This is a genomic window from Streptomyces cinereoruber (assembly GCF_009299385.1).
Classification (GTDB): domain Bacteria; phylum Actinomycetota; class Actinomycetes; order Streptomycetales; family Streptomycetaceae; genus Streptomyces; species Streptomyces bikiniensis.
In genome coordinates this window covers 6314788-6335449 of the sequence record NZ_CP023693.1, presented here as the reverse complement: position 1 = coordinate 6335449, position 20662 = coordinate 6314788, and the positions used below count along the sequence as shown (strand labels likewise).

The 20662-nt window shown below is 73.5% G+C and carries 20 protein-coding genes, 1 tRNA gene and 1 pseudogene; 12 read left to right on the top strand and 10 right to left on the bottom strand.

Going from position 1 to position 20662, the window contains the following annotated elements:
• The first annotated feature begins 328 nt into the window (after nucleotides 1–328).
• The 3 genes from ssgD (at nucleotide 329) to CP977_RS28585 (ending at nucleotide 3940) form a co-directional block, all read left to right on the top strand.
• Nucleotides 329–745 carry a spore wall synthesis regulator SsgD gene (gene ssgD / locus CP977_RS28595; RefSeq protein ID WP_062751327.1) on the top strand — a complete coding sequence of 139 codons (417 nt, stop codon included), beginning with the start codon at nucleotides 329–331 and terminating at the stop codon, nucleotides 743–745.
• Nucleotides 746–1028: 283 nt separating this feature from the next.
• Nucleotides 1029–2672: an ABC-F family ATP-binding cassette domain-containing protein gene (locus CP977_RS28590; RefSeq protein WP_062751329.1), complete on the top strand. Its 1644-nt coding sequence runs from the start codon at nucleotides 1029–1031 to the stop codon at nucleotides 2670–2672.
• A gap of 293 nt (nucleotides 2673–2965) precedes the next feature.
• The gene (locus tag CP977_RS28585) at nucleotides 2966–3940 is read left to right on the top strand and encodes an acyl-ACP desaturase (protein WP_062751331.1); all 975 of its coding nucleotides are present in this window, start codon (nucleotides 2966–2968) and stop codon (nucleotides 3938–3940) included.
• Nucleotides 3941–3994: 54 nt separating this feature from the next.
• On the opposite strand, the gene CP977_RS28580 is transcribed toward CP977_RS28585, so the two are convergent.
• A complete protein-coding gene (locus tag CP977_RS28580) occupies nucleotides 3995–4252 on the bottom strand; it encodes a WhiB family transcriptional regulator (RefSeq protein WP_062756753.1) in 258 nt (85 codons plus the stop codon).
• A gap of 227 nt (nucleotides 4253–4479) precedes the next feature.
• Here CP977_RS28580 and CP977_RS28575 point away from each other — a divergent pair, with 227 nt between their 5' ends.
• Nucleotides 4480–5340 (top strand): hypothetical protein, encoded by an 861-nt coding sequence (locus tag CP977_RS28575; RefSeq protein WP_062751334.1) that lies wholly within the window; start codon nucleotides 4480–4482, stop codon nucleotides 5338–5340.
• Between the two features lie 316 nt (nucleotides 5341–5656).
• Here CP977_RS28575 and CP977_RS34495 read toward each other — a convergent pair.
• A pseudogene (locus CP977_RS34495) lies at nucleotides 5657–5944 on the bottom strand (ABC transporter substrate-binding protein); the annotation flags it as partial.
• Nucleotides 5945–6526: 582 nt separating this feature from the next.
• On the opposite strand from CP977_RS34495, the gene CP977_RS28555 reads away from it, so the two are divergent.
• Entirely contained in the window at nucleotides 6527–7318 is a 792-nt protein-coding gene (locus CP977_RS28555; RefSeq protein WP_109184409.1) for an IclR family transcriptional regulator, read from the top strand.
• A 51-nt stretch (nucleotides 7319–7369) separates the two neighbouring features.
• Nucleotides 7370–8035 (top strand): TetR/AcrR family transcriptional regulator, encoded by a 666-nt coding sequence (locus tag CP977_RS28550; protein WP_062751338.1) that lies wholly within the window; start codon nucleotides 7370–7372, stop codon nucleotides 8033–8035.
• 31 nt (nucleotides 8036–8066) lie between these two features.
• On the opposite strand, the gene CP977_RS28545 is transcribed toward CP977_RS28550, so the two are convergent.
• The gene (locus CP977_RS28545) at nucleotides 8067–8969 is read right to left on the bottom strand and encodes an alpha/beta fold hydrolase (protein WP_062751340.1); all 903 of its coding nucleotides are present in this window, start codon (nucleotides 8967–8969) and stop codon (nucleotides 8067–8069) included.
• A 534-nt stretch (nucleotides 8970–9503) separates the two neighbouring features.
• Between CP977_RS28545 and CP977_RS28540 the strand changes: the two genes are divergently transcribed.
• Both CP977_RS28540 and CP977_RS28535 read left to right on the top strand, forming a co-directional pair.
• Nucleotides 9504–9698 carry a hypothetical protein gene (locus CP977_RS28540; RefSeq protein WP_051716123.1) on the top strand — a complete coding sequence of 65 codons (195 nt, stop codon included), beginning with the start codon at nucleotides 9504–9506 and terminating at the stop codon, nucleotides 9696–9698.
• Between the two features lie 160 nt (nucleotides 9699–9858).
• Nucleotides 9859–11952, top strand: coding sequence for an MDR family MFS transporter (locus CP977_RS28535; RefSeq protein WP_152371036.1), 2094 nt, complete (start codon nucleotides 9859–9861; stop codon nucleotides 11950–11952).
• Nucleotides 11953–11983: 31 nt separating this feature from the next.
• Here the strand turns inward: CP977_RS28535 and CP977_RS28530 are convergent, their stop codons facing one another.
• Entirely contained in the window at nucleotides 11984–12442 is a 459-nt protein-coding gene (locus CP977_RS28530) for a YchJ family protein (protein ID WP_104860654.1), read from the bottom strand.
• Nucleotides 12443–12503: 61 nt separating this feature from the next.
• Here CP977_RS28530 and CP977_RS28525 point away from each other — a divergent pair, with 61 nt between their 5' ends.
• Nucleotides 12504–13847 (top strand): 6-phospho-beta-glucosidase, encoded by a 1344-nt coding sequence (locus CP977_RS28525; RefSeq protein ID WP_062751344.1) that lies wholly within the window; start codon nucleotides 12504–12506, stop codon nucleotides 13845–13847.
• Between the two features lie 83 nt (nucleotides 13848–13930).
• Here the strand turns inward: CP977_RS28525 and CP977_RS28520 are convergent, their stop codons facing one another.
• The 3 genes from CP977_RS28520 to CP977_RS28510 all read right to left on the bottom strand — a co-directional run bounded on the left by CP977_RS28520 (nucleotide 13931) and on the right by CP977_RS28510 (nucleotide 15935).
• On the bottom strand, nucleotides 13931–14749 hold the full coding sequence (locus CP977_RS28520) for an SAM-dependent methyltransferase (protein WP_062751346.1): 819 nt from the start codon (nucleotides 14747–14749) through the stop codon (nucleotides 13931–13933).
• 73 nt (nucleotides 14750–14822) lie between these two features.
• A complete protein-coding gene (locus CP977_RS28515; protein WP_030215754.1) occupies nucleotides 14823–15059 on the bottom strand; it encodes a DUF397 domain-containing protein in 237 nt (78 codons plus the stop codon).
• Nucleotides 15060–15935 (bottom strand): helix-turn-helix domain-containing protein, encoded by an 876-nt coding sequence (locus tag CP977_RS28510; protein ID WP_062751348.1) that lies wholly within the window; start codon nucleotides 15933–15935, stop codon nucleotides 15060–15062.
• 264 nt (nucleotides 15936–16199) lie between these two features.
• Here CP977_RS28510 and CP977_RS28505 point away from each other — a divergent pair, with 264 nt between their 5' ends.
• The 3 genes from CP977_RS28505 to CP977_RS28495 are packed head-to-tail and all read left to right on the top strand — an operon-like array spanning nucleotide 16200 to nucleotide 17918.
• The gene (locus tag CP977_RS28505; RefSeq protein WP_062751350.1) at nucleotides 16200–16637 is read left to right on the top strand and encodes an ATP-binding protein; all 438 of its coding nucleotides are present in this window, start codon (nucleotides 16200–16202) and stop codon (nucleotides 16635–16637) included.
• Between the two features lie 5 nt (nucleotides 16638–16642).
• Nucleotides 16643–17173 (top strand): hypothetical protein, encoded by a 531-nt coding sequence (locus tag CP977_RS28500; protein WP_104860356.1) that lies wholly within the window; start codon nucleotides 16643–16645, stop codon nucleotides 17171–17173.
• A gap of 34 nt (nucleotides 17174–17207) precedes the next feature.
• Nucleotides 17208–17918 carry a class I SAM-dependent methyltransferase gene (locus tag CP977_RS28495; protein WP_062751353.1) on the top strand — a complete coding sequence of 237 codons (711 nt, stop codon included), beginning with the start codon at nucleotides 17208–17210 and terminating at the stop codon, nucleotides 17916–17918.
• Nucleotides 17919–17999: 81 nt separating this feature from the next.
• Here the strand turns inward: CP977_RS28495 and CP977_RS28490 are convergent.
• The 3 genes from CP977_RS28490 to CP977_RS28480 form a co-directional block, all read right to left on the bottom strand.
• Nucleotides 18000–18084, bottom strand: a tRNA-Leu gene (locus CP977_RS28490).
• 315 nt (nucleotides 18085–18399) lie between these two features.
• Nucleotides 18400–19404: a sugar phosphate isomerase/epimerase family protein gene (locus tag CP977_RS28485; RefSeq protein WP_109184406.1), complete on the bottom strand. Its 1005-nt coding sequence runs from the start codon at nucleotides 19402–19404 to the stop codon at nucleotides 18400–18402.
• Between the two features lie 12 nt (nucleotides 19405–19416).
• The gene (locus CP977_RS28480) at nucleotides 19417–20646 is read right to left on the bottom strand and encodes a Gfo/Idh/MocA family protein (RefSeq protein WP_152371035.1); all 1230 of its coding nucleotides are present in this window, start codon (nucleotides 20644–20646) and stop codon (nucleotides 19417–19419) included.
• Nucleotides 20647–20662: the final 16 nt, after the last annotated feature.

The following is a 20662-nucleotide window of genomic DNA, read 5'->3' as shown; positions in this document are numbered from 1 at the left end:
GAAGCTAGTGCCCCCGGCCGTCCGCCGTCCAGGGTGCGTCCCCGGCCCGCCCGGCGGCTTCGGTGCCCCCCGCGCCCTTGGCGCCCCGGGTTCCGCCCGATGTCGCCACCATCATCCGGAAGGCCCGGCCGGAGAATTTTCCGGCCAGAGTCGGAGGGCGTCCGAGGGGCTCCGACCTGCCCGGACGCCCCTGCCCGTGGGCCCGGTGACGCAGCTCACGTGGAACCGGAGTGCACGTTCCGGCCGTCACACTCGTCTTCCCGGGTGTCAGGAGCCCCACTGTCGGGGAGACGCACAGGATCCGAAACCCGCGCGAGAGGAGCCGGTCTTGTCCGCCGTCATCGAGCAGGCCGTCCAGGCCCGTCTGGTCGCATCCGCTCCCCGGATGGAGACCGTCCCCGCCACCCTGCGCTACGACCGCGAGGATCCGTACGCCGTCAGCATGGCCTTTCCCCCTCCCGCGACCCTGGAGGGCGTCGAGGTCTCCTGGGCCTTCGCGCGCGAGCTGCTCGTCCAGGGGGTCGAGCGCCCGGCCGGCGTCGGGGACGTGCGGCTGCGCCCGTACGGGTACGACCGGACCGTGGTCGAGTTCCACGCCCCGGAGGGGGTGGCCATGGTCCACGTCCGGACCTCGGAGCTGCGCCGCTTCCTGGAGCGCTCGCAGCACCTGGTGCCGGAGGGACGCGAGCACCAGTACCTGGACTGGGAGCAGGACCTGACGGAGCTGCTCCGCGAGCGCCCGTAGCCCGCAGCCGGTACCCCATGCCCCCGCCTCCGTAGAAGACCCGCTCGTAAATCGTTTGCCGCCCTTCCGGTCGGGCCCGTATCGTCGTCATCGACCTTGTCGTCACCCGATCGGAGAAGGACGTTGCTCGTCTGAGGTTGCGAGACACCGCGCCGCGCGTGCCCCCTGTGCCGCGTGTGCCGTTCTCGACCTCGGCGTACGAGCCGTTCTCCCACAGCCCGCGCCCCGGTGTCTCCACGCGTTGCATCCCGTCACGCCCGCGCTCGCGCAACCGGAGGCCTTCATGGCGCATCACCCCACTTTCCTCACCTGTTCCTCGCTCTCCTTCTCCTGGCCCGACGGCACCGAGGTCTTCGACGACTTCCGGCTCGCGGTCGGCCCCGGCCGCACCGGGCTCGTCGGGCTCAACGGCTCCGGCAAGTCCACGCTCCTCAAGCTGCTCGCGGGCGAGCTGACGCCCTCCTCCGGCACGGTCCGGGTCACGGGCGAGCTCGGCTACCTCCCGCAGAACCTGGTCCTGGACACCTCGCGCCGGGTGGACGAGATCCTCGGCATCCACGCGAAGCGGGCCGCCCTGCACGCCATCGAGGCGGGCGATCCGGCCGAGGAGCACTTCGCCGCCCTCGCCGACGACTGGGACGTCGAGGAGCGGGCCCGGGCCACCCTCGACCAGCTCGGGCTCGACGGCATCGGCCTGGACCGGACCGTCGGCGAGGTCTCGGGCGGCGAGTCCGTGCTGCTGCGCCTCGCCGCGCTGCTGCTCGCCCGGCCCGACGTCCTGCTGCTCGACGAGCCGACCAACAACCTGGACCTGCACGCCCGCGCGCGCCTCTACGAGGCGGTGGAGAAGTGGTCGGGGGTCCTGGTCGTGGTCAGCCACGACCGCGAACTCCTGGAGCGGGTCGACCAGATCGCCGACCTGCGGGACGGCGAGGTCGCCTGGTACGGCGGTTCCTGGTCGGACTACGAGGCGGCGCTCGCCGCCGAACAGGAGGCGGCGGAGCGGATGGTGCGGGTCGCCGAGGCCGACGTGCAGCGGCAGAAGCGGGAACTGGCCGACACGCAGACGAAGTCGGCGCGCCGGAAGCGGTACGGGCAGAAGAGCTTCGAGAACAAGGTCGCCTCCAAGCTGGTGGCCAACAGCCAGAAGCGCAACGCCCAGGTCACGGCCGGCAAGCAGCGCACGCTCCACGCCGAGCGCCTCTCGGAGGCGCGGGAGCGGCTGGACGCGGCGGTGGAGGCGGTGCGGGACGACGACGAGATCCGGGTCGAGCTGCCGCGCACCTCGGTGCCGCCGGGCCGCGAGGTGCTGCACCTGCGGGACCTGGAGCTGCGGTACGGGGCGCGCGTCGAGGGCGCGTTCGAGCTGCGCGGTCCGGAGCGGATCGCCCTCGTGGGGCGGAACGGGGCCGGGAAGACGACGCTGCTCCGGACGATCGCCGGGGAGCTGGAGCCGTCGGCGGGCGAGGTGGACGCGCGGGTGCCGCTGCGCTTCCTGCCGCAGCGGCTCGACGTCCTGGACGACGGCCTGAGCATCGTGGAGAACGTGGCTCGTTTCGCACCCACGGCGACGGCGAACGCGATCAGGGCCCGGCTGGCGCGGTTCCTGTTCCGGGGCGCGCGGGCCGACCAGGCCGTGGGCACCCTCTCGGGCGGGGAGCGGTTCCGGGCGACGCTCGCGGCACTGCTGCTGGCGGAGCCGGCCCCGCAGCTGCTGATGCTGGACGAGCCGACGAACAACCTGGACATGGCGTCGGTGCGGAAGCTGACGGCGGCGCTCGACGCCTACGAGGGGGCGCTGGTCGTGGCGAGCCACGACGTGGCGTTCCTGGAGTCGCTCGGGATCACCCGCTGGCTGCTGCTCGACGGCGAACTGCGGCCGACGTCCGCCGAGGAGGTCCGGGAGGCGGCCGCGGGCAGGGCCTGACGGCCGCGGGCCCGCTGCCGCGGGGCGCCCCGGGGCCGTACACCCGGCGCCGTCGGACGATCGCGCCGTGTAGTCGGTTGGGTGTCCGGCGGCAGCCGATCCGGACGTGACCTGCGTCTCGACCGCCCGTCCGAGCAGGGAGCATAACGGAACGTAACCGGACAACGTCCGGGACGGGGTTGGTGGACGCCTTACGGAGCCTTAACCTACGGTCTCGTAACCTACGAAGCCGTAGGTACGCCCGTATGCGTTCTTCCGTCCCCGTCCGTCCCCTCCGTCCCCAGGAGTTCCCCTTGACGCTCACCTCCCCCCACCTCGGCAGCTCGGCAGAGTGGACCGACGCGCGGTTGCTCTACGCCCTGGAAGAGGTCGTGGAGAAGGAGCTCAACCGGCACCTGAAGGTCACCAAGGACTGGATGCCGCACGAGTACGTGCCGTGGTCCGACGGCCGGAACTTCCCGGGCTTCTTCGAGGACGGCGAGGCCTGGGACCCGAAGCAGTCCAAGGTGACCGAGATCGGGAAGATCGCCCTCGTGGTCAACCTGCTCACCGAGGACAACCTGCCGAGCTACCACCACGAGATCGCCACCCTCTTCGGCCGCGACGGCGCCTGGGGCACCTGGGTGCACCGCTGGACCGCGGAGGAGGGCCGGCACGGCATCGTGATGCGCGACTACCTGCTCGCCTCGCGGGCCGTGGACCCGGACAAGCTGGAGCAGTTCCGGATGGCGCACATGAGCGAGGGCTTCGAGTCCGACAACCGGCACTCGATGCTGCACTCCGTGGCGTACGTCGCCTTCCAGGAGTTGGCCACCCGCATCTCGCACCGCAACACCGGCCACCAGTCAGGCGACCCGGTCTGCGACCGGATGCTCGCCCGCATCGCCACCGACGAGAACCTGCACATGGTCTTCTACCGCAACCTGCTGGGCGCGGCCTTCGAGATCGCCCCGGACCTGACCATGCAGGCCGTGCGGGACGTCGTGGTCAACTTCCGGATGCCCGGCCACGGCATGCCGGGCTTCGAGCGGGCGGCGGCGCAGATGGCGATCGGCGAGATCTACAACATGCGCATCCACCACGACGACGTGCTCCAGCCCGTGCTGCGCTTCCTCAAGGTCCTCCAGATCGACGGCCTGGGGCCGGAGGGGTTGCGCGCCCAGGAGGAGCTGGGCCTGTACATGAACGGTCTGGACTGCGAGGCGAGCAAGTTCGACGAGAAGCTCGCGGCCCGCAAGGCCCGGCTGGCGGCCCGCGCGGCGGGCTGAGACCCGCCCGGCGGCCGAGCCACGCGCGGCGGTCGTACGGTCCGCCGCGCGGGCTCAGCCCCGGTTGCGCTTCAGCCGGAACCGCTCCTTCTCCGAGAGCCCGCCCCACACGCCGAACCGCTCGTCGTGCGCGAGGGCGTACTCCAGGCAGGCGACCCGTCCCTCGCAGGCCCCGCACAGCTGCTTCGCCTCACGGGTGGAGGAGCCGGGCGCCGGGAAGAAGAACTCCGGCCCGGCCTGGGCGCACAGCGCGTTCTCCTGCCAGCTCATGTCGGGCTCCGGTGCGGTCAGTACGCTCGTGTCGGTCTGCATGCCGTACACGGTGCCGGGGCGTCGTAAACGAGCCATCAACGTTCGATCAATGCGGCGCGCCGAAAGGGTTTGTCAGGTGGCACCGCATGGGCGAGGATCACCGCGTGACGACCAGAAAGGGCCATGCCGCGTAGGCGCCCCGCTCCGCTCTCCCGCGCTCGCGCGCCACCGGTCCCGCTCCCCGCAGCGCCCGACCGAACCCCGCGACCGCCCACCGAGGAGAGCCCGTGCACGAGATCGCCCTCGTCCCCCACGCCCGTCTGCCCCGCGCACACCACGACCGCCACGTCCTGGCCAGTACCGTCGACGCCTTCGGCGCCGCGCACTGGCTGCTCGCCGAGCGCGCCTCGGAGCCGGGCGGTGACCTCCACCCCTTCGACGCGCTGGTCGTCTCCGTCCACGACGGCGGTGCCGTCGAGACCACCGAGCTGAGCGCCGTACGGTCTCGGTGGCCCAAACTGGACCGGCTGCCGGACGGCGGGTTCGTCGTCGCCTCGTCCCGCGACCGCCGGGGCGACGAGAAGAGCCAGGTGCAGGTCTTCGACGCGCTCGGCCGCGAGACCTGGACCTTCCCCGTCGGGGACGCGATCGAGCACCTGCTCGTGGACGAGGCCGGCGACCTGTGGGTCGGGCACTTCGACGAGAACCCGCTGGGCATCCGCAGCTGGAGCGCGACGGGACAGATCCGGTGGGCGTCCGGGGACGTTCCCGGAGCCGGGTGGATCATGGACTGCTACGCCCTGAACGTGTCCGGCACCAGCGCCTGGGCCTGCCCGTACACCGACTTCCCGCTCCTGGAGATCCGGCCCGGCGAGCCCGTGCGGGTGCGGACCAACACCGTACGGGGCGCCAAGGCGGTGGCCGTCCACGGAGGGCGGGTCGCCTTCTTCGGCGGATACGCCGAGGAGCGGGACCGGATCGCCTACGGAGAGCTCACCGAGGCCTCCGTCGAGCCGACCGACGCCGCCCTGCTCACCCGGGCCGACGGCGGCGCTCTCGGCCGCCGTCGGGTCGTCGCCCGGGGAAGCAGGGTCTACGTCCAGGAGGAGCCCCTCACCGAGTGGGGCGTCCTCGACCTCGGCGCGTGACCCCCAGGGCCGGCAGGACCGTTTCGGCCACCCGATAGGCCTCCTCCAGGAGGGGGTTGCCGGAGAGGATGAAGGTGTCGACGCCCAGGTCCTGGAACTCCTGGAGGCGTTCGACCACCTGGGCCGTGGAGCCGACGACCGCCGTGCCGGCGGAACTGGCGCTGCCAGCCGACGCCGTCCTCCCCGGCCCGCTCGCCGGGCTGCCGGGCGTAGGTCGCCTCGCTGATGACGTCGAGGAGCCGGTCGGCGGCGGCCCAGGCCTCGTCCTCGGTGTCGCGGACGATGAGGTGGAGGCGCAGGCCGATGCGGAGGGTGCGCCCGCCGAGGCGAGGGCCCCCTCGAAGCCGCGCAGGGCCATCGCGCGCCAGAAGTCGATGGGCACGGAGTGGCGGGGGACGGCGAGCCGCAGCCCGCGCAGGGCGGCGGCGCCGCGCACCGGGGAGCCGGGGGCGACGAGGACCGCCTGCCGCTCCTCGATCCGGGTGAGTCCGACGAACCGGGTGCGCTCGCCCCGGGAACGGGCCCACAGCGCGGGCACGTTGCCGCCCTCGCGGAAGAGGCCGGGGAGGGCGTGGGCGAAGCGGGTGGCGCGGTCGGCGCCGGGGTGCGGAGGGGCGCGTGGCGGTTCCGGCCCGGGGGCGGTCGTGGCGGGGTGCGGTTCCGGCGCGCGCCGGACGCCGGTGCGGGGTTTTCGGCCACGTTCCTCACGGGCTCCGCGCGAAGGCGGCGGAGGCTGCGGAGGCGCTGAGGGGGGCGGAAGGCACCCGGGGCCTCACCGGAACGGCGTGCCGGTACCGGCGGAGGTGCCGGTTCCGGTGACGGCGACGGCGACGGCCGTCAGGGGCGGCCGGTACCGGCCGCCGTCCGCGTCGGCGACAGGTGGCGCCCGCGACGCGGGCCAGGTCGATGTGGCGGCGGGTGAGGCCGAGCGGCACGGGGGAGGCGGCGGGCGCGCAGCGCACCGTACGGCGTCCGTCCGTCACCGGCTCGACTCCCTCCCGCTCGGCACGACCGCGGCGGTGGTGCGTCGGCCGGAACCTTGCCACGGAAGCCGGACCGCCCACAACACGCTTGCCACGACGTGGGATTGCGTATGAACGGAGTGTTTCCGACCTGGCCGGGCCGCTGATTCGGCTCCCGCCACGTGGGAGCGTGGGAGCCCGATCACCCACGGGGAGCGAACCCTATGACGACCGAGGCCGGCATCGTCCGACCCCCGGCGGGCGCCCAGGCGGTCCGCCGCGCGCTGGACGTGCTGCACTGTTTCCACGACAACGGACCCGACCTGAGCGCCTCCGACCTCGCGCGGCGGCTCGGGCTCTCCACCTCCACGGCGCACCGGCTCGCCCGGACGCTGCTCGGCGCGGGGTTCCTCGAACAGGACGCCAGGACGGCCCGCTACCGGCTCGGTCCGGCGATGACGGAGCTGGGCCGCCTCGCGTACCACCAGCGGGGGCTGCACCTGGCCGCGCCCGAGCTGTCCGACCTGGCCGAGCGGACGGGCGCGACGGCCGACCTGGCGCTGCGCAGCGGCCCGCACGTCGTGATCGTGGCGGGCGGCTCGGTGACCCCGAAGGTGGGTCTGCGCAGGCCGCTGCACTCGACGGCGCTCGGGAAGGTGCTCCTCGCGTGGCCGAGGGCGGGCGAGGGCGGGCCGCGCTCGCTGCCGCCGCTGTACGCGTTCACCGAGCGGACCATCGTCGAACCGCCGCTGCTCGCGGCCGAGTTGGAGCGCGTACGGGAGGCGGGGTACGCGCTCGACGACGGCGAGTCGGCGCACGGGGTCCGGACCGTGGCCGTGCCGGTCCTGGAGCGGGCGGGGCACGCGCGGTTCGCGCTCGCGCTCCGGGGGACCCCGGCGCTGATCACCGACGAGCGGCTCGACTGGTACCTGGCTCAGGCGCGGGCGACGGCGCGCGCCCTGGAGGTGCTGCTGCTCGCCCCGGCGGAGCGGCGCGGCTTCGGCGAAGGGCCCTGAAGGCTCCTCGCCGATAATCCCGCACGGTCGTGCGTTCAGTACGATGGGGGCATGAGCGGCGGCACCGGCGGTACGGGGACGAAGACGGACGGGCGCGTCGAGCGCGGCAACCAGACCCGGCGGCTCGTGCTCGGCCGGACGATGGACATCGCCTCGGTCGAAGGCCTCGAAGGGCTGTCCCTGGGCCGGATCGCGACCGAGCTGAGCCTGAGCAAGAGCGGCGTCTTCGCCCTCTTCGGCTCCAAGGAGGAGCTTCAGCTCGCCACCGTCAGGGCCGCCGTCTCCGTCTTCTCCCACCGGGTGGTCGCCCCGCTGCGGGACGTGCCGCCGGGGGCCGTGCGGGTGCGCGAGCTGTGCGGGAACTGGCTGGCGTACTCCGCGGAGCGGGTCTTCGAGGGCGGCTGCTTCTTCTACGCGGTCTCCGCCGAGTTCGACGCCCGTCCGGGCCCGGTCCACGACGCCGTCGCCCGGGCCCGCCACGACTGGACCGCGTACATGGAGGAGACCCTGTCGGAGGCGCGCGCCGCCGGGGAGCTCGTGGCGGACCTGGACGTGGAGCAGCTGGCCTTCGAGGTGATCGCCCTGATGGAGGCGGCCAACGCGCACTCGGTGCTGTTCGGCGCCCCCGAGGCGTACGGCCGCGCCGAGCGGGGCATCGCGGCGCGGCTGCGCGCCGCCGCCACGGACCGGGGCCGGGAGGCCCTCGCCGCCGCGTAGCCCCGCCCCTCCCCCGTACCCCGGCCGCCGTTCAGCCGGCGGCGACCCGCTCCCCCGACGGCTCGGCCGCCGGGGCCGTCACGAACTCCACGACCCGGGCGACGGCGTCCGGGTCCTTCAGGATGCGGCGGTGGCCGAGGCCCCGGGTGGCGACGAGCCGGGCGCGGTCGCCGTGGGCGCGGACGAGCAGGCGCGACTGGGACGGGGGCGCCATGTCGTCGTCCTCGTCGTGGAGGAGCAGGAGGGGCGCGCCGAGCGCCTCGGGCTCGTGGTCGGCCTCGAAGCGGTGCCAGACGCCGGGCTCGTCCGGCGCGATCCGGCGTTCCACGTGGGCGCGCAGGGCACGGACCACCCGCTCGTCCACGCCGAGGCGCTCCCGGAAGCCCGCCGTGAGGAACGCGAAGGAGCCGACCGCGCCGAGGCCGGCGAAGCGGGCCGTGCGCACGCCGTCCCGCAGGGCGAAGAGGGCGGCAAGGACGCCGAAGGAGTGGGCGACGACGGCGTGGAAGTCGCCGTGCCGGGCGTGCAGCTCCCGGATGATCTCCCGGTACTCGACGATGTTCGACGCCCGGCCCGGGGAGTCGCCGTGGCCGGGCGCGTCGAAGGCGACCGGGCTGTAGCCGCGCGCGAGCAGCGCTTCGGCGAGGGCGCCGAGGCGGGAGGCGCGCGAGGACCAGCCGTGGACGAGCAGGACGGGCCGGCGGCCGTCGCCCCACTCGTAGGTGACGACCTCCTTGCCCCGGGCGTCTCCCCCGCTCCGGAGGCGGAGGCGTCCGACGCGGGCGGCGGCCATGACCGCCCGCTCCTCGGGTTTCGGCCGGGCACGGCCGAGCGGGCGGACGAAGACGTGGAAGGCCAGGCGGCCGGCCGGGCCGGGGGCGACGCGGACGGCGGCGTTCAGGAAGGTGCGGACGAGTGGAGCCATCGGGTGCATGCCGGATCTCCTCGGTGACCTGGGCAGTGGCCTGGGCGGTGTCCTGGGCGTGAAAAAATGCTAGCACGACCGTTCGTGTTGTTTTCAGGAGCAGATGCGGGGCAGGTGCGGGAGCGCCAGCACATACCCCGCCCGCCCCGAAAGACTCCGGACCGAGGAGTGAGATCCTTCACATCCCCTCGGGATTCGATCAACGCGCGGCACCCCGGAGCAGGCCGTGCGCTCCCCGAACGCACGCTCGATACGCAGAGAGGATGCGCAACCCGGCGCCGGCGCCGGCCCCCGCACCTGCGGGAACGTCCCCCGGAAGATCACCCCTCGCGGCCGGTCCGCTCCCCCGCCCGCCGCCCGGTCCGCCACCGGCGCCCCGGGCCGTCGCAGTCCCGCGACGACTCCGTCACCGAACCCGTAGCGCCATCCGGTACGTATGGGGGAGAGACTCTTCCGTACGCTTCCCGGACCCACTAGGACTGACCCGTGATCACCTCGCCCTCGCGCCTCGTCCCCGTCCCGATCCCCGACCGCGTGGCCGCGATGATCGGCGCCTGTCTGCCGCTGCACGTCCTCCAGGCCGAGGTCGACGCGGACTGCGCGGCGCGCGAGGTCTACCGGTTCCGGGGGCCGCTCTGCGCGGAGGACCGGGCCGACCGCGAGCACGCCCTCGCGGCGCTCGCGCGGGCCAACAAGATCCTCGCGAAGCACCACCCCGAGCTGCCGGTCACTCCCTGACGGATTCGCGACCGGGCCCCGGCGGGCCGTGACGGGTCCGCACCCCGGCCCGACGGGTCCTGACGGATTCGCGCCCCGGCCCCGGCGGGCCGTGACGGGGCGACACCTGTCCGGCCGTCCCCCGCATGCGTGGGTCCGGGGCCGGTGTGACGCTGCGAGGGTGACCACGACCAGCGACGCAGCGCCCGCGCCCCCGGCCGCCACCGAGCCGCCCGTCCTCGACAGGCGCCGCCGCAACATCGTCTTCGGCACGATCATGCTGGGCGTCCTCCTCGCCGCCCTCGACCAGACGATCGTCGGCACCGCCCTGCCGACGATCGTGGCGGACCTGGGCGGCGCCGCCCACATGTCGTGGGTGGTCACCTCGTACCTGCTCGCCGAGACCGTCGCGACCGTCCTGGTCGGCAAGTTCGGCGATCTCTTCGGCCGCAAGGTGATCTTCCAGATCTCCGCGGTCGTCTTCATCACCGGCTCGTTCCTCTGCGGACTCGCCACCAACATGACGCTGCTGATCGTCTGGCGCGGCCTCCAGGGCATCGGCGCCGGCGGTCTGATGGTCACCTCGATGGCGCTCATCGCGGACGTGATCCCGCTGCGCGAGCGCGGCAAGTACCAGGGCGCGATCGGGGCCGTGTTCGGCGTCTCCACCGTCATCGGCCCGCTCCTCGGCGGCCTGTTCACCGATCACCTGAGCTGGCGCTGGGCGTTCTACGTGAACGTCCCCATCGCGATCCTGGTGGTGATCGCCGCCGCCCGCACGATCCCCTCCGTCCGCTCGGCGAGCAAGCCGGTCATCGACTACGCGGGCATCGCGCTCGTCGCCGTCGGCTCCAGCGCCCTGATCCTGGCCACGAGCTGGGGCGGGAACGAGTACGCCTGGGGCTCCGGCGTCATCATCGGGCTCTTCGTCGGCGGGATCGTCGCCCTGGTCCTGTTCTGCCTGGTGGAGACCCGGGCGGCCGAACCGATGCTGCCGATGCGCCTGTTCGGGAACCCGGTCTTCACGGTCTGCTCCGTGCTCAGCTTCGTGGTCGGCTTCGCCATGCTCGGCGCGATGACCTTCCTGCCGACCTACCTCCAGTACGTCGACGGGGACTCGGCGACGGTCTCCGGCATCCGCACCCTGCCCATGGTCGTCGGCCTGCTGATCGCCTCGATCTTCAGCGGCAACGTGGTCAGCAAGACCGGCCACTACCGGGTCTTCCCCATCGTCGGCTGCCTGGTGATGGGCGTCGGCCTCTATCTGCTCTCCCTGATGGAGCCGGGCACGAGCACCTGGCTGGCGTCGCTCTACATGTTCGTCCTCGGCGTCGGCATCGGCCTGTGCATGCAGGTCCTGACCATCGCCGTGCAGAACACCGTCGACTACGCCGACCTGGGCACCGCCACCTCCGGCGTCACCTTCTTCCGTACGCTCGGCAGCTCCTTCGGCACGGCCGTCTTCGGCACGATCTACGCCAACTCCCTGGGGCCCAACCTGACGACCGGGGTCGGGGAGGTCGCGGCCGTCGCCGGGGGCCTCGGGCTCGACCCGGCCGCCGTGGGGCGGGCCGCGCAGAGCCCTGCCGGGGTGCACGGCCTGCCGGACGCGGTCGCGGAACCGATCGTGAACGCCTACGCCGACACCCTGCACACCGTCTTCCTGTGGACCGTGCCCGTCGCCGCCGTCGGCTTCGTCGTGGCGCTCTTCCTCAAGCAGGTGGCGCTGCGGGACTCGGTGCGCGCCGCCGCCCCCGACATGGGCGAGGGCTTCGCGTCCCCCACCACCTCCGGGGACTCCGCGAAGCTCCTGGAACTGTCCGTCGGGCGGATCCTGCGCCGCACCGACCTGCACACGGTCCGGCGGATCGTCGACGCGTCCGACACCCGGCTCGACGTGGCGGGCGCGTGGGCGGTGATGCAGGTCGAGCTGTACACCCGGACCGTCGGGCACGCGAGCCTCGGCCTGATCGCGGCCGGACGGCGGGTGCCGCCCGAGGTGCTCCTGCCGGTCTTCGACCGGATGATCGAGGAGGGCTTCCTCACCCGCGACGGCAACCTGTTCTCCCACACCCCGGCGGGCCGCCGGGAGGCCGACGTCATCACCCGTGCCTGGGGAGCCTGGCTCACCGACCGCGTCGAACGGGAACGCGGCCGCCCCAGCGGCCCCGAACTGCGCGTGGCGACGGACGCCATCGCGAAGAAGATCGTCGCGGAGGACCTGGCGAACGGCCTCCCGCGCTCGGAGCCGCGCGCGGTGGCGGGGGCCCGCTGAGATCCGCCGGGCCCGGTCCCCCGGCGAGCGGCTACTCGGCGACGTCCCCGTCCACGTACACCCACGCCCCCTCGTGGCGGGCGAAGCGGCTGTGTTCGCGCAGTGTGCCCGGGGTGCCGCCGTGGACGTAGCGGGCCGTGAAGGTGACCGTGCCGTGCTGGTGGAAGGCCGTGCCCTCGGTGGTCGCCCCGATCTCCAGGCCGGTCCAGCGCAGCCCCGGGTCGAAGTCGACCTCGGCCGGTCGCGTCTCCGGCGCCCAGGTGCGCAGCAGATGGGACTCGTCGCGGACGACGAAGGCGCTGTAGCGGGAGCGCATGAGCAGTTCGGCGGTGGGTGCCGTGCCGCCCGTGCCCGTGTGGAAGCGGCCGCAGCACGCGCCGTACGCCGCGTCGAGGCCGCAGGGGCAGGGCGACTCCGGGGTGACGGAGGGGGCGGCGGGGGCCGGGGCGGTGCGGGGCGCGGTGCGGGGGCGGGTCTTGCGTCGGGACATGGCGCCATTGTCCCCCGGCCGGTCCCGGTCCGTGTGCGGGGCGCCCGAGTAGCGTACGGGCATGAAACTGACGATTCTCGGAGGCGGCGGATTCCGGGTGCCGCTGGTGTACGGCGCCCTGCTCGGCGACCACGCCGAGGGGCGGGTCACCCGGGTCACCCTGCACGACCTCGACGGGGGGCGGCTCTCCGCCGTCGCGCGGGTCCTCGCGGACCAGGCCGAGGGGGTGCCGGACGCGCCGGAGGTGACGGCGACGACGGACCTGGACGAGGCGCTGTGCGGGGCGGACTTCGTGTTCTCGGCGATCCGGGTCGGCGGTCTGGAGGGCAGGGCGGCGGACGAGCGGATCGCGCTCGCCGAAGGGGTGCTCGGGCAGGAGACGGTGGGGGCGGGCGGGATCGCGTACGGCCTGCGGACCGTGCCCGTCGCGACGCACATCGCCCGGCGGGTCGCGGAACTCGCCCCGGACGCCTGGGTCATCAACTTCACCAACCCGGCGGGCCTGGTCACGGAGGCGATGTCCCGGGTCCTCGGCGACCGGGTCGTCGGCATCTGCGACTCCCCCGTGGGCCTGGGCCGCCGGGTCGCCCGGATCCTGGGCGCGGACCCGGACGAGGCCTGGATCGACTACGTGGGCCTCAACCACCTGGGCTGGCTGCGGGGGTTGCGGGTCGGCGGCCGGGACGAGCTGCCCCGGCTGCTCGCCGACGAGAAGGCACTCGGCTCCTTCGAGGAGGGCCGGCTCTTCGGCCCCGAATGGCTGCGCTCGCTCGGCGCGATCCCCAACGAGTACCTGCACTACTACTACTTCAACCGGGAGGCCGTGCACGCCTACCGGACCGCCGGGCGGACGCGCGGCGCGTACCTGCGCGACCAACAGGGCGCCTTCTACGCGGAGATGGGCAGGCCCGACACCCCCGCCCTGGCCGCCTGGCACCGGACGCTCGCGGACCGGGAGGCCACCTACATGGCGGCCAACCGGGAGGCCGCCGGGGTCGGGGAGCGCGACGAGGAGGACCTGGAGTCGGGCGGGTACGAGAAGGTGGCGCTCGCCCTCATGCGGGCGGTCGCGCGCGACGAGCGGACGACCCTGATCCTGAACGTGCGCAACGGCACGACGCTCTCCGTGCTCGACGCGGACGCGGTGATCGAGGTGCCCTGCCTGGTCGACGCGAACGGCGCCCGGCCGGTGGCCGCGGCCCCGCTGCCGTACCACGCCGTCGGTCTGGTGACGGCCGTGAAGGCGGTGGAGCGGGAGGTGCTGGCGGCGGCGGAGAGCGGTTCGCGGGAGACGGCGGTCAAGGCCTTCGCGCTGCACCCGCTGGTGGACTCGGTCGCGGTGGCCCGCCGGCTCGTGGCGGCGTACACGGCGGAGCACCCGGGGCTCGCGTACCTGCGGGGCTGAGCCGCCGGGAGGTCGTACGGCGGAGGCCCGCGGACCGTGTCACCGGTCCGCGGGCCTCACCGCGCCGTTCGTGAGGGGCGGGGTCAGGGCTTGCGGGCCACGCCGGCCCAGCCCGGGATGGGCTCGTCGCCCTGGACCGGGACGGGCTCGCCCAGCTCCGGGTGCCATTCGGCGGTGAGCGAGACGCCCGGCTCGACGAACTCCAGGCCGTCGAAGAACGCGGCCAGCTCGTCGCGCGAGCGGGGCCGCAGGGTCAGCCCGCGCGCCTTGTACAGGGCGGCCGCCTGCGCCGCCCCCTCGGGGTTGAAGTCCCCGGTGACGTGGGAGAGGACGAGGTAGCTGCCCGGCGCGAGCTTGTCGACGATCTTGGAGACCAGCTCGTACGCGCCGTCCTCGTCCCCGACGAAGTGCAGCAGGGCGAGCATCGACAGCGCGATGGGCTGGTCGAAGTCAAGGACCTTTCCGGCCCTTTCGAGGATGACCTCGGGCTCGCGGGCGTCCGCCTGGATGTACTCGGTGGCCCCCTCGGGGGTCGAGCGCAGCAGGGCGGCCGCGTGCGCGAGCACGATCGGGTCGTTGTCGCAGTAGACGATGCGGGCCTCCGGCGCGGCCTCCTGCGCGATCTGGTGCAGGTTGGGCTCGGTGGGGATGCCGGTGCCGATGTCCAGGTACTGGCGGACGCCGTGGGCGCTGAGCCAGCGGATGGCGCGGTGCATGAAGGCCCGGTTGACGCGGGCCATGTCCCGGCCCCGGGCGTCGACGGTGAGGAGCTGGCGGGCCATCGCCTCGTCGACCGGGTAGTTGTCCTTGCCGCCCAGGAACCAGTCGTACATGCGTGCCGGGTGCGGCTTGCTGGTGTCGATGCGTATCTCGGTCCGCGGGGCTGCGGGGTCCTGGGTCATCGGCTCTCCTGGTCGGGGTGAACGGGTGGCGCTACAGCAAGAGTTACGCGACGGTAGGGGTGGGACGGAAGGGTCAGGTGAGCAGAAAGTCGGCCTGACCGGATTTCGCTCCCCGGATGAAGGCTTCGATCTCCCCGTGGGTGTAGATGAGCGCGGGTCCTTCAGGGTCTGCGGACTGTCGCACGGCGACCCTGCCGTCGGCCAGCTTCATGGCCTCCACGCAGTTGCCCCCGTTCCCGCCGCTCCAGGGCTTGTGCCATCCTTCGGCACCGAGCTCCGCGGCGGGCATGCCGTTGTATATGCGATCCATTCACAGCTCCTTGCGGAGATTCCGGAGAATCTCCTTCGTGCGTTGTGCAGTCGCGGCCTGAGCCGCCATGCGGTCCATGACCTCCAGGTGGGAAGCCACCTCGGGACGCGCGTCGAGGTAGACGGCGCCGGTCAGGTACTCGCTGTAGACCATGTCCGGGAGTTCGGGCACGGCGAAGCGGAAGAGGACGAACGGTCCGTAGGTGCCGGGGTGGTGGCCGGACGCGAACTCCGCGATCTGCAGGGTGACGTTCGGCAGCTCGGACGCTTCGAGCAGCCGGTCGAGCTGGTCGCGCATCACTTCGGGCCCGTCGCCGACCGGTCGGCGGAACACCGTCTCGTCCATGATCACCCAGAACTTGGGGGCGTCGTCCCTGAGCAGCAGGGACTGGCGCTCCATCCGCAGGGCTACATGCCGCTCGGTGTCCTCTTCCCCGGCGGCGTCGCTGCCGCCTCCGACCGCCCCGCTGCGCAGAATGGCGCGGGCGTACTCCGCGGTCTGGAGCAGACCGGGAACGAACTGGGGCTCGTACGCCCGGATGAGGCTCGCGGCCCCCTCCAGGCTGACGTACATGGAGAACCAGCCGGGCAGCACGTCGTGGAACCGCTGCCACCAGCCGGGGAGGTTGGCCTCCTCCGCGAGGGCGACGAAACCCTCGGCCTCGGAGTCCGTGATCCCGTACTCCTTGAGCAGGAGCTGGACGTAGGGGATCTTCAGCGCGACCTCGGCGGTCTCCATCCGCCGGACGGTGGCCGGGGCCACCCGGAGGATCTTCGCGGCCTCCTCCCGCTTCATGCCGGCCCGCTCGCGCAGGTCCTGCAACCGCTTTCCGAGGACGACCTGTCCCACCGTGGGGGCGGACCGCGGCTCGCTCACTCCCAGACCTCCCCGACGCGCTGTTTTGGACGAGTGTGCCACGAAGCCGGGCCAGAGAGAACACGGCACTCTGCAATTTTCAGAGTGCCACTTGCCAAGTGTCCGACTCAGGAGGACAGTGTTCCGGTGAACCAGTACACGCTGCCGTCGTGCGCCTCCGCGCCCCGGCGCCGGCGCCGTACGGCAAGTCCTGCCCACTGTTGTGAGGAACCGGTCGTGGCTTCTGGTAACGCGCAGCCTTCAGGTCTCATGAGTCCCCGCGTCATGGCCCAGCGCCCACAGCCCCAGACCGATACCGGCGCCGTGCGGCGCTTCGCCTTCGAGCTCCCGGCCCTCACCGCGTCGGTCGCGCGGGCCCGTCGCCTCGCGGAGGAACGGCTCATCATCTGGGGCTGCGGACCCGAGATACGCGACACCGTCTCCCTGATCGTCTCCGAGCTGGTCACCAACGCCGTCGTGCACACCGCCAGCGGCCGTTTCGTGTGCGAGCTCCGCGAGGGCGAGGAGAAGCTGCGGATAGCGGTGCGGGACGAGGGCGGTCCCGCGGGGCCGCGGATCCGCGACTGCGGCGAGGACGAGCGCGGCCGGGGGCTGATCATCGTCGACGCGCTGTGCAGCGCGTGGGGCGCCGAGCGCACCGGGCACGGCACGTCGCAGATCGTCTGGGCCGAGCTGGCCCACGGCACGGGGGAACCGTGCTGAGGTCGATGGCGACCCGCATGCTGCCGCGGGCCCGCCGCCGCCCCGGGCTCGGCCTGGTGCCGGCCGCCGGCCGCCCCCTGGAACTGCGCCTCGAACGGGACGACCTCCGCGCCCCGGGCACCCCCTCCCGTGGCGGCCCCGGCCCGGCGGACCCCGCCGGCTCCCGGCGGCCGGACGCCACCACCCGCCTCGCCGTCCCCGCCGACCTGCACCCCGGCCTCGGTCGCGACGCCGTCGGCCTCCCCGCCCGCTTCGGCTTCAAGGTCCTCTCCCGACTCCCCGCCAACGGCTGCGTCTACGCCGACTCCGACTGGTGGTGGTGGCTCGTCCCGGCCGGCTCGGACCTGGACCTGACCTGGCCGCTGCCCTCCTGCTACGCGCCCGGCGCGGAGATCCCGGACCGCCGGCCCCGGCTGATCCACCACCCCGACGGCACCTCGCCCTACACGCCGCCGATCCCCCTGTACCTGCTGACCTGCCAGCTGACGGGCATCGCGCCGTCCTGGTCGGGGCCCCCGGTGCGCAGCGCGCTCTGACGCGCACGGACCGTCACGGCATAGGGTCGGGGCCATGTTCTCTCCGCAGGGCCCCAGCCTCCGCGAACTGACCGTCCAGGCCCTCTCCTCGGTCGAGCACGGCTACGACCTGCTCGCGGCCAGGTTCGACGCGACCCCCTTCCGCACCTCCGACCGCCTCCTGGACGCGGTGACCCGCACCCTGGAACCCCTGGGCCCCTTCGACTCGGGCCTCGACGTCTGCTGCGGCACCGGCGCCGGGCTCGGCGTCCTCCGCGCGGTCTGCGCGGGCCGGGTCGCGGGGGTCGACTTCAGTACGGGCATGCTGGCCGAGGCGCGCCGCGCCCACCCCGGGGCCGACCTGGTCCGCGCCGACGCCCTGGCCCTGCCCTTCGGCCCGGTCTTCGACCTGGCGGTCAGCTTCGGCGCCTTCGGCCACTTCCTGCCGGACGAGCAGGGCACCCTCTTCGCCCGGGTCCACGCCTCGCTCCGGCCGGGCGGCACCTTCGCCTTCCCCCTCCCGGCCCCGCCCCGCGTCGGCTCGCGCGCCTACTGGACCCTGTGGGGCTTCGACACGGTGATGCGGGTCAGGAACGCGCTCCGGCGCCCGCCCTTCGTCATGTACTACCGCACCTTCCGCCTCGCGGACGTCCGCACCCGCCTGGAGACGGCCGGCTTCGACGTCACCCTCGTCCCGGTCGAGCCCCTGGGCCGCCGGGAGGACGGCAGCCCGGTGTGCCGGCTGGTGGTGGCGCGGAAGGGTTGATCGCGGGAAGGCCTGATCACGGAAGTGCGGGCGCATACGGGAAGTGCCGGTCGATGCGAGATCGACCGGCACTTCTTCTTGTGTCCGAGGGGGGACTTGAACCCCCACGCCCGATAAAGGGCACTAGCACCTCAAGCTAGCGCGTCTGCCATTCCGCCACCCGGACCAGGTGTTGTTGTCGTTTCGGGGTTTCCCCCGCGGCGACAGAGATAACTCTACCAGGGGTTCGAGGCGCCTTTCACCAGCGTTTTCCGTGGTCAGTGGGGTGCGGTGGGGTCGGAGAGCTTGATCCGGTCCGAATTGTCCGGGCATGTGTGCGGCGGGTGTTTTTCGGCTTACGGAGCGTGGGGCGGACGGCCGAACGGAGGAAGAGGGGGAGCCCGACGCCCCCCGACGCCGGCTCCGTGGGAGCCACCTTGGCGACCGCGCGCGGTCCAGGCCAATGCTTCGGGGGGAGTCCGTCAGGTCGGATCGGGGCGGGTCAGGGCTCGGTGCCGAAGGCCGCGTCGAAGGAGGCGGCCGGCGGGTCGAAGTCGTACCGCCTGAGGAAGGCGAGGGCCTCGGGGGCGCCGGTGAGCCGGTCCATGCCCGCGTCCTCCCACTCCACGGAGACCGGTCCGGCGTAGCCGATCGAGCGGAGCATCCGGAAGACGTCCTCCCAGGGCACGTCGCCGTGGCCGGCGGAGACGAAGTCCCAGCCGCGCCGGGGGTCGCCCCAGGGCAGGTGGGAGCCGAGCCGTCCGTTGCGCCCGTCGAGGCGCTTGCGGGCCTCCTTGCAGTCCACGTGGTAGATCCGGTCGCGGAAGTCCCACAGGAAGCCGACCGGGTCGAGGTCCTGCCACACGAAGTGGCTCGGGTCGAAGTTCAGGCCGAAGGCGGGGCGCCGGCCGACCGCCTCCAGGGCCCGCAGGGTGGTCCAGTAGTCGTAGGCGATCTCGCTGGGGTGCACCTCGTGGGCGAAGCGGACGCCCTCGGCGTCGAAGACGTCCAGGATCGGGTTCCAGCGCTCCGCGAAGTCCTCGAAGCCGCGCTCGACCATGTGCTCGGGGACCGGCGGGAACATCGCCACCAGGTGCCAGACGGAGGAGCCGGTGAAGCCGACGACGGTGTCGACGCCGAGCGCCGCCGCGGCCCGCGCGGTGTCCGCGAGCTCGCGGGCCGCCCGCCGCCGCACCCCCTCGGCGTCGCCGTCGCCCCAGATCCGGGCGGGCACGATCGCCCGGTGGCGCTCGTCGATCGGGTCGTCGCAGACGGCCTGCCCCACCAGGTGGTTGGAGACCGCCCAGCACTTCAGGCCGTACGCGTCGAGCAGTTCCCGCCGGCCCTTGACGTACGCCGGGTCGGCGAGGGCCCGGTCCACCTCGAAGTGGTCGCCCCAGCAGGCGAGTTCGAGGCCGTCGTAGCCGAAGTCGCGGGCGAGCCGGCAGACCTCCTCCAGGGGCAGGTCGGCCCACTGGCCGGTGAAGAGGGTGAAGGGTCGTGGCACGGTCCTGGCCTCCTAGCGGGACACGGGGGACACGGGGAGTGAGGGGAGTACGGGGGTGTAGACGGCGGCGTTGCGGGCGCTCTCCTCCACCGCCGCCAGGACCCGCTGGACCTGGAGGCCGTCGGCGAAGGAGGGCGCGGGGGCGGTGCCGGTGGCGACGGCGTGGACCAGGTCGCGGGCCTGGTGGGCGAAGGTGTGCTCGTAGCCGAGCGCGTGGCCGGGCGGCCACCAGCCCTCCAGGTAGGGGTGGCCGGGCTCGGTGACGAGGACGCGGCGGAAGCCGGCCGTGACGGCGGGCTCGGTGTGGTCGTGGAAGGAGAGTTCGTTGAGCCGCTCCAGGTCGAAGGCGAGCGAGCCGCGCTCCCCGTTGACCTCCAGGCGCAGCGCGTTCTTGCGTCCGGCGGCCATCCGGGTCGCCTCGAAGGAGGCGAGCGCCCCGGAGGCGAGCCGCCCGGTGAACAGGGCCGCGTCGTCGACCGTGACCCGCCCGCGGGTCCCCCCCGCCGGCCCCGCGGAGAGGCCCGCGGCGGCCCCCGCGAGCAGCGGGCGCTCCCGCACGAAGGTCTCGGTGAGCGCCGACACCCCGACCAGCGGCTCCCCCGCCAGGTACTGGGCGAGGTCGACGGCGTGCGCCCCCAGGTCCCCGAGCGCCCCCGACCCGGCGTGCTCGCGCTCCAGGCGCCAGGTCAGCGGGAAGTCCGGGTCGACCAGCCAGTCCTGGAGGTACGTGACGCGGACGTGCCGCAGGGCCCCGAGCCGGCCTTCGGCGACGAGCCCCCGGGCGTACGCGAGGGCCGGCACCCGGCGGTAGTTGAAGCCGACCATGGCGATCCGGCCCCGGGCGGCGGCGGCCTCGGCGGCGGCCGTCATCGCCTCGGCCTCGGCCACCGAGTTGGCGAGCGGCTTCTCGCACAGCACGTGCTTGCCGGCCTCCAGGGCGGCGATCGCGATCTCCGCGTGGCTGTCGCCCGGGGTGCAGATGTCGACGAGCTGGACGTCGTCGCGGGCGATCAGGGCGCGCCAGTCGGTCTCTGCGGCGGCCCAGCCGTGCCGGCGGGCGGCGGCCCGGACGGCGTCGGCGTCGCGGCCGGCGACGGCGGCGAGGACGGGCCGCAGCGGCAGGTCGAAGACGCGGCCCGCGGTGCGCCAGCCCTGGGAGTGGGCGGCGCCCATGAACGCGTAACCGACCATGCCGATGCCGAGGGCCGGTGGCGCGGCCCCGCTCTCCGTGACCCGTTCCATGCGGTTCCTCCCTCTC

Excerpts from the sequence above, each read along its gene's own strand:
- CP977_RS28555 (WP_109184409.1), top strand. The coding sequence starts at position 6,527 with ATGACGACCGAGGCCGGCATCGTCCGACCCCCGGCGGGCGCCCAGGCG.
- CP977_RS28525 (WP_062751344.1), top strand. The coding sequence starts at position 12,504 with ATGAAACTGACGATTCTCGGAGGCGGCGGATTCCGGGTGCCGCTGGTG.
- CP977_RS28500 (WP_104860356.1), top strand. The coding sequence starts at position 16,643 with ATGGCGACCCGCATGCTGCCGCGGGCCCGCCGCCGCCCCGGGCTCGGC.
- CP977_RS28580 (WP_062756753.1), bottom strand. The coding sequence starts at position 4,252 with ATGCAGACCGACACGAGCGTACTGACCGCACCGGAGCCCGACATGAGC.
- CP977_RS28545 (WP_062751340.1), bottom strand. The coding sequence starts at position 8,969 with ATGCACCCGATGGCTCCACTCGTCCGCACCTTCCTGAACGCCGCCGTC.
- CP977_RS28550 (WP_062751338.1), top strand. The coding sequence starts at position 7,370 with ATGAGCGGCGGCACCGGCGGTACGGGGACGAAGACGGACGGGCGCGTC.
- CP977_RS28480 (WP_152371035.1), bottom strand. The coding sequence starts at position 20,646 with ATGGAACGGGTCACGGAGAGCGGGGCCGCGCCACCGGCCCTCGGCATC.
- CP977_RS28520 (WP_062751346.1), bottom strand. The coding sequence starts at position 14,749 with ATGACCCAGGACCCCGCAGCCCCGCGGACCGAGATACGCATCGACACC.
- CP977_RS28530 (WP_104860654.1), bottom strand. The coding sequence starts at position 12,442 with ATGTCCCGACGCAAGACCCGCCCCCGCACCGCGCCCCGCACCGCCCCG.
- CP977_RS28590 (WP_062751329.1), top strand. The coding sequence starts at position 1,029 with ATGGCGCATCACCCCACTTTCCTCACCTGTTCCTCGCTCTCCTTCTCC.
- CP977_RS28515 (WP_030215754.1), bottom strand. The coding sequence starts at position 15,059 with ATGGATCGCATATACAACGGCATGCCCGCCGCGGAGCTCGGTGCCGAA.
- CP977_RS28505 (WP_062751350.1), top strand. The coding sequence starts at position 16,200 with ATGGCCCAGCGCCCACAGCCCCAGACCGATACCGGCGCCGTGCGGCGC.
- CP977_RS28540 (WP_051716123.1), top strand. The coding sequence starts at position 9,504 with ATGATCGGCGCCTGTCTGCCGCTGCACGTCCTCCAGGCCGAGGTCGAC.
- CP977_RS28495 (WP_062751353.1), top strand. The coding sequence starts at position 17,208 with ATGTTCTCTCCGCAGGGCCCCAGCCTCCGCGAACTGACCGTCCAGGCC.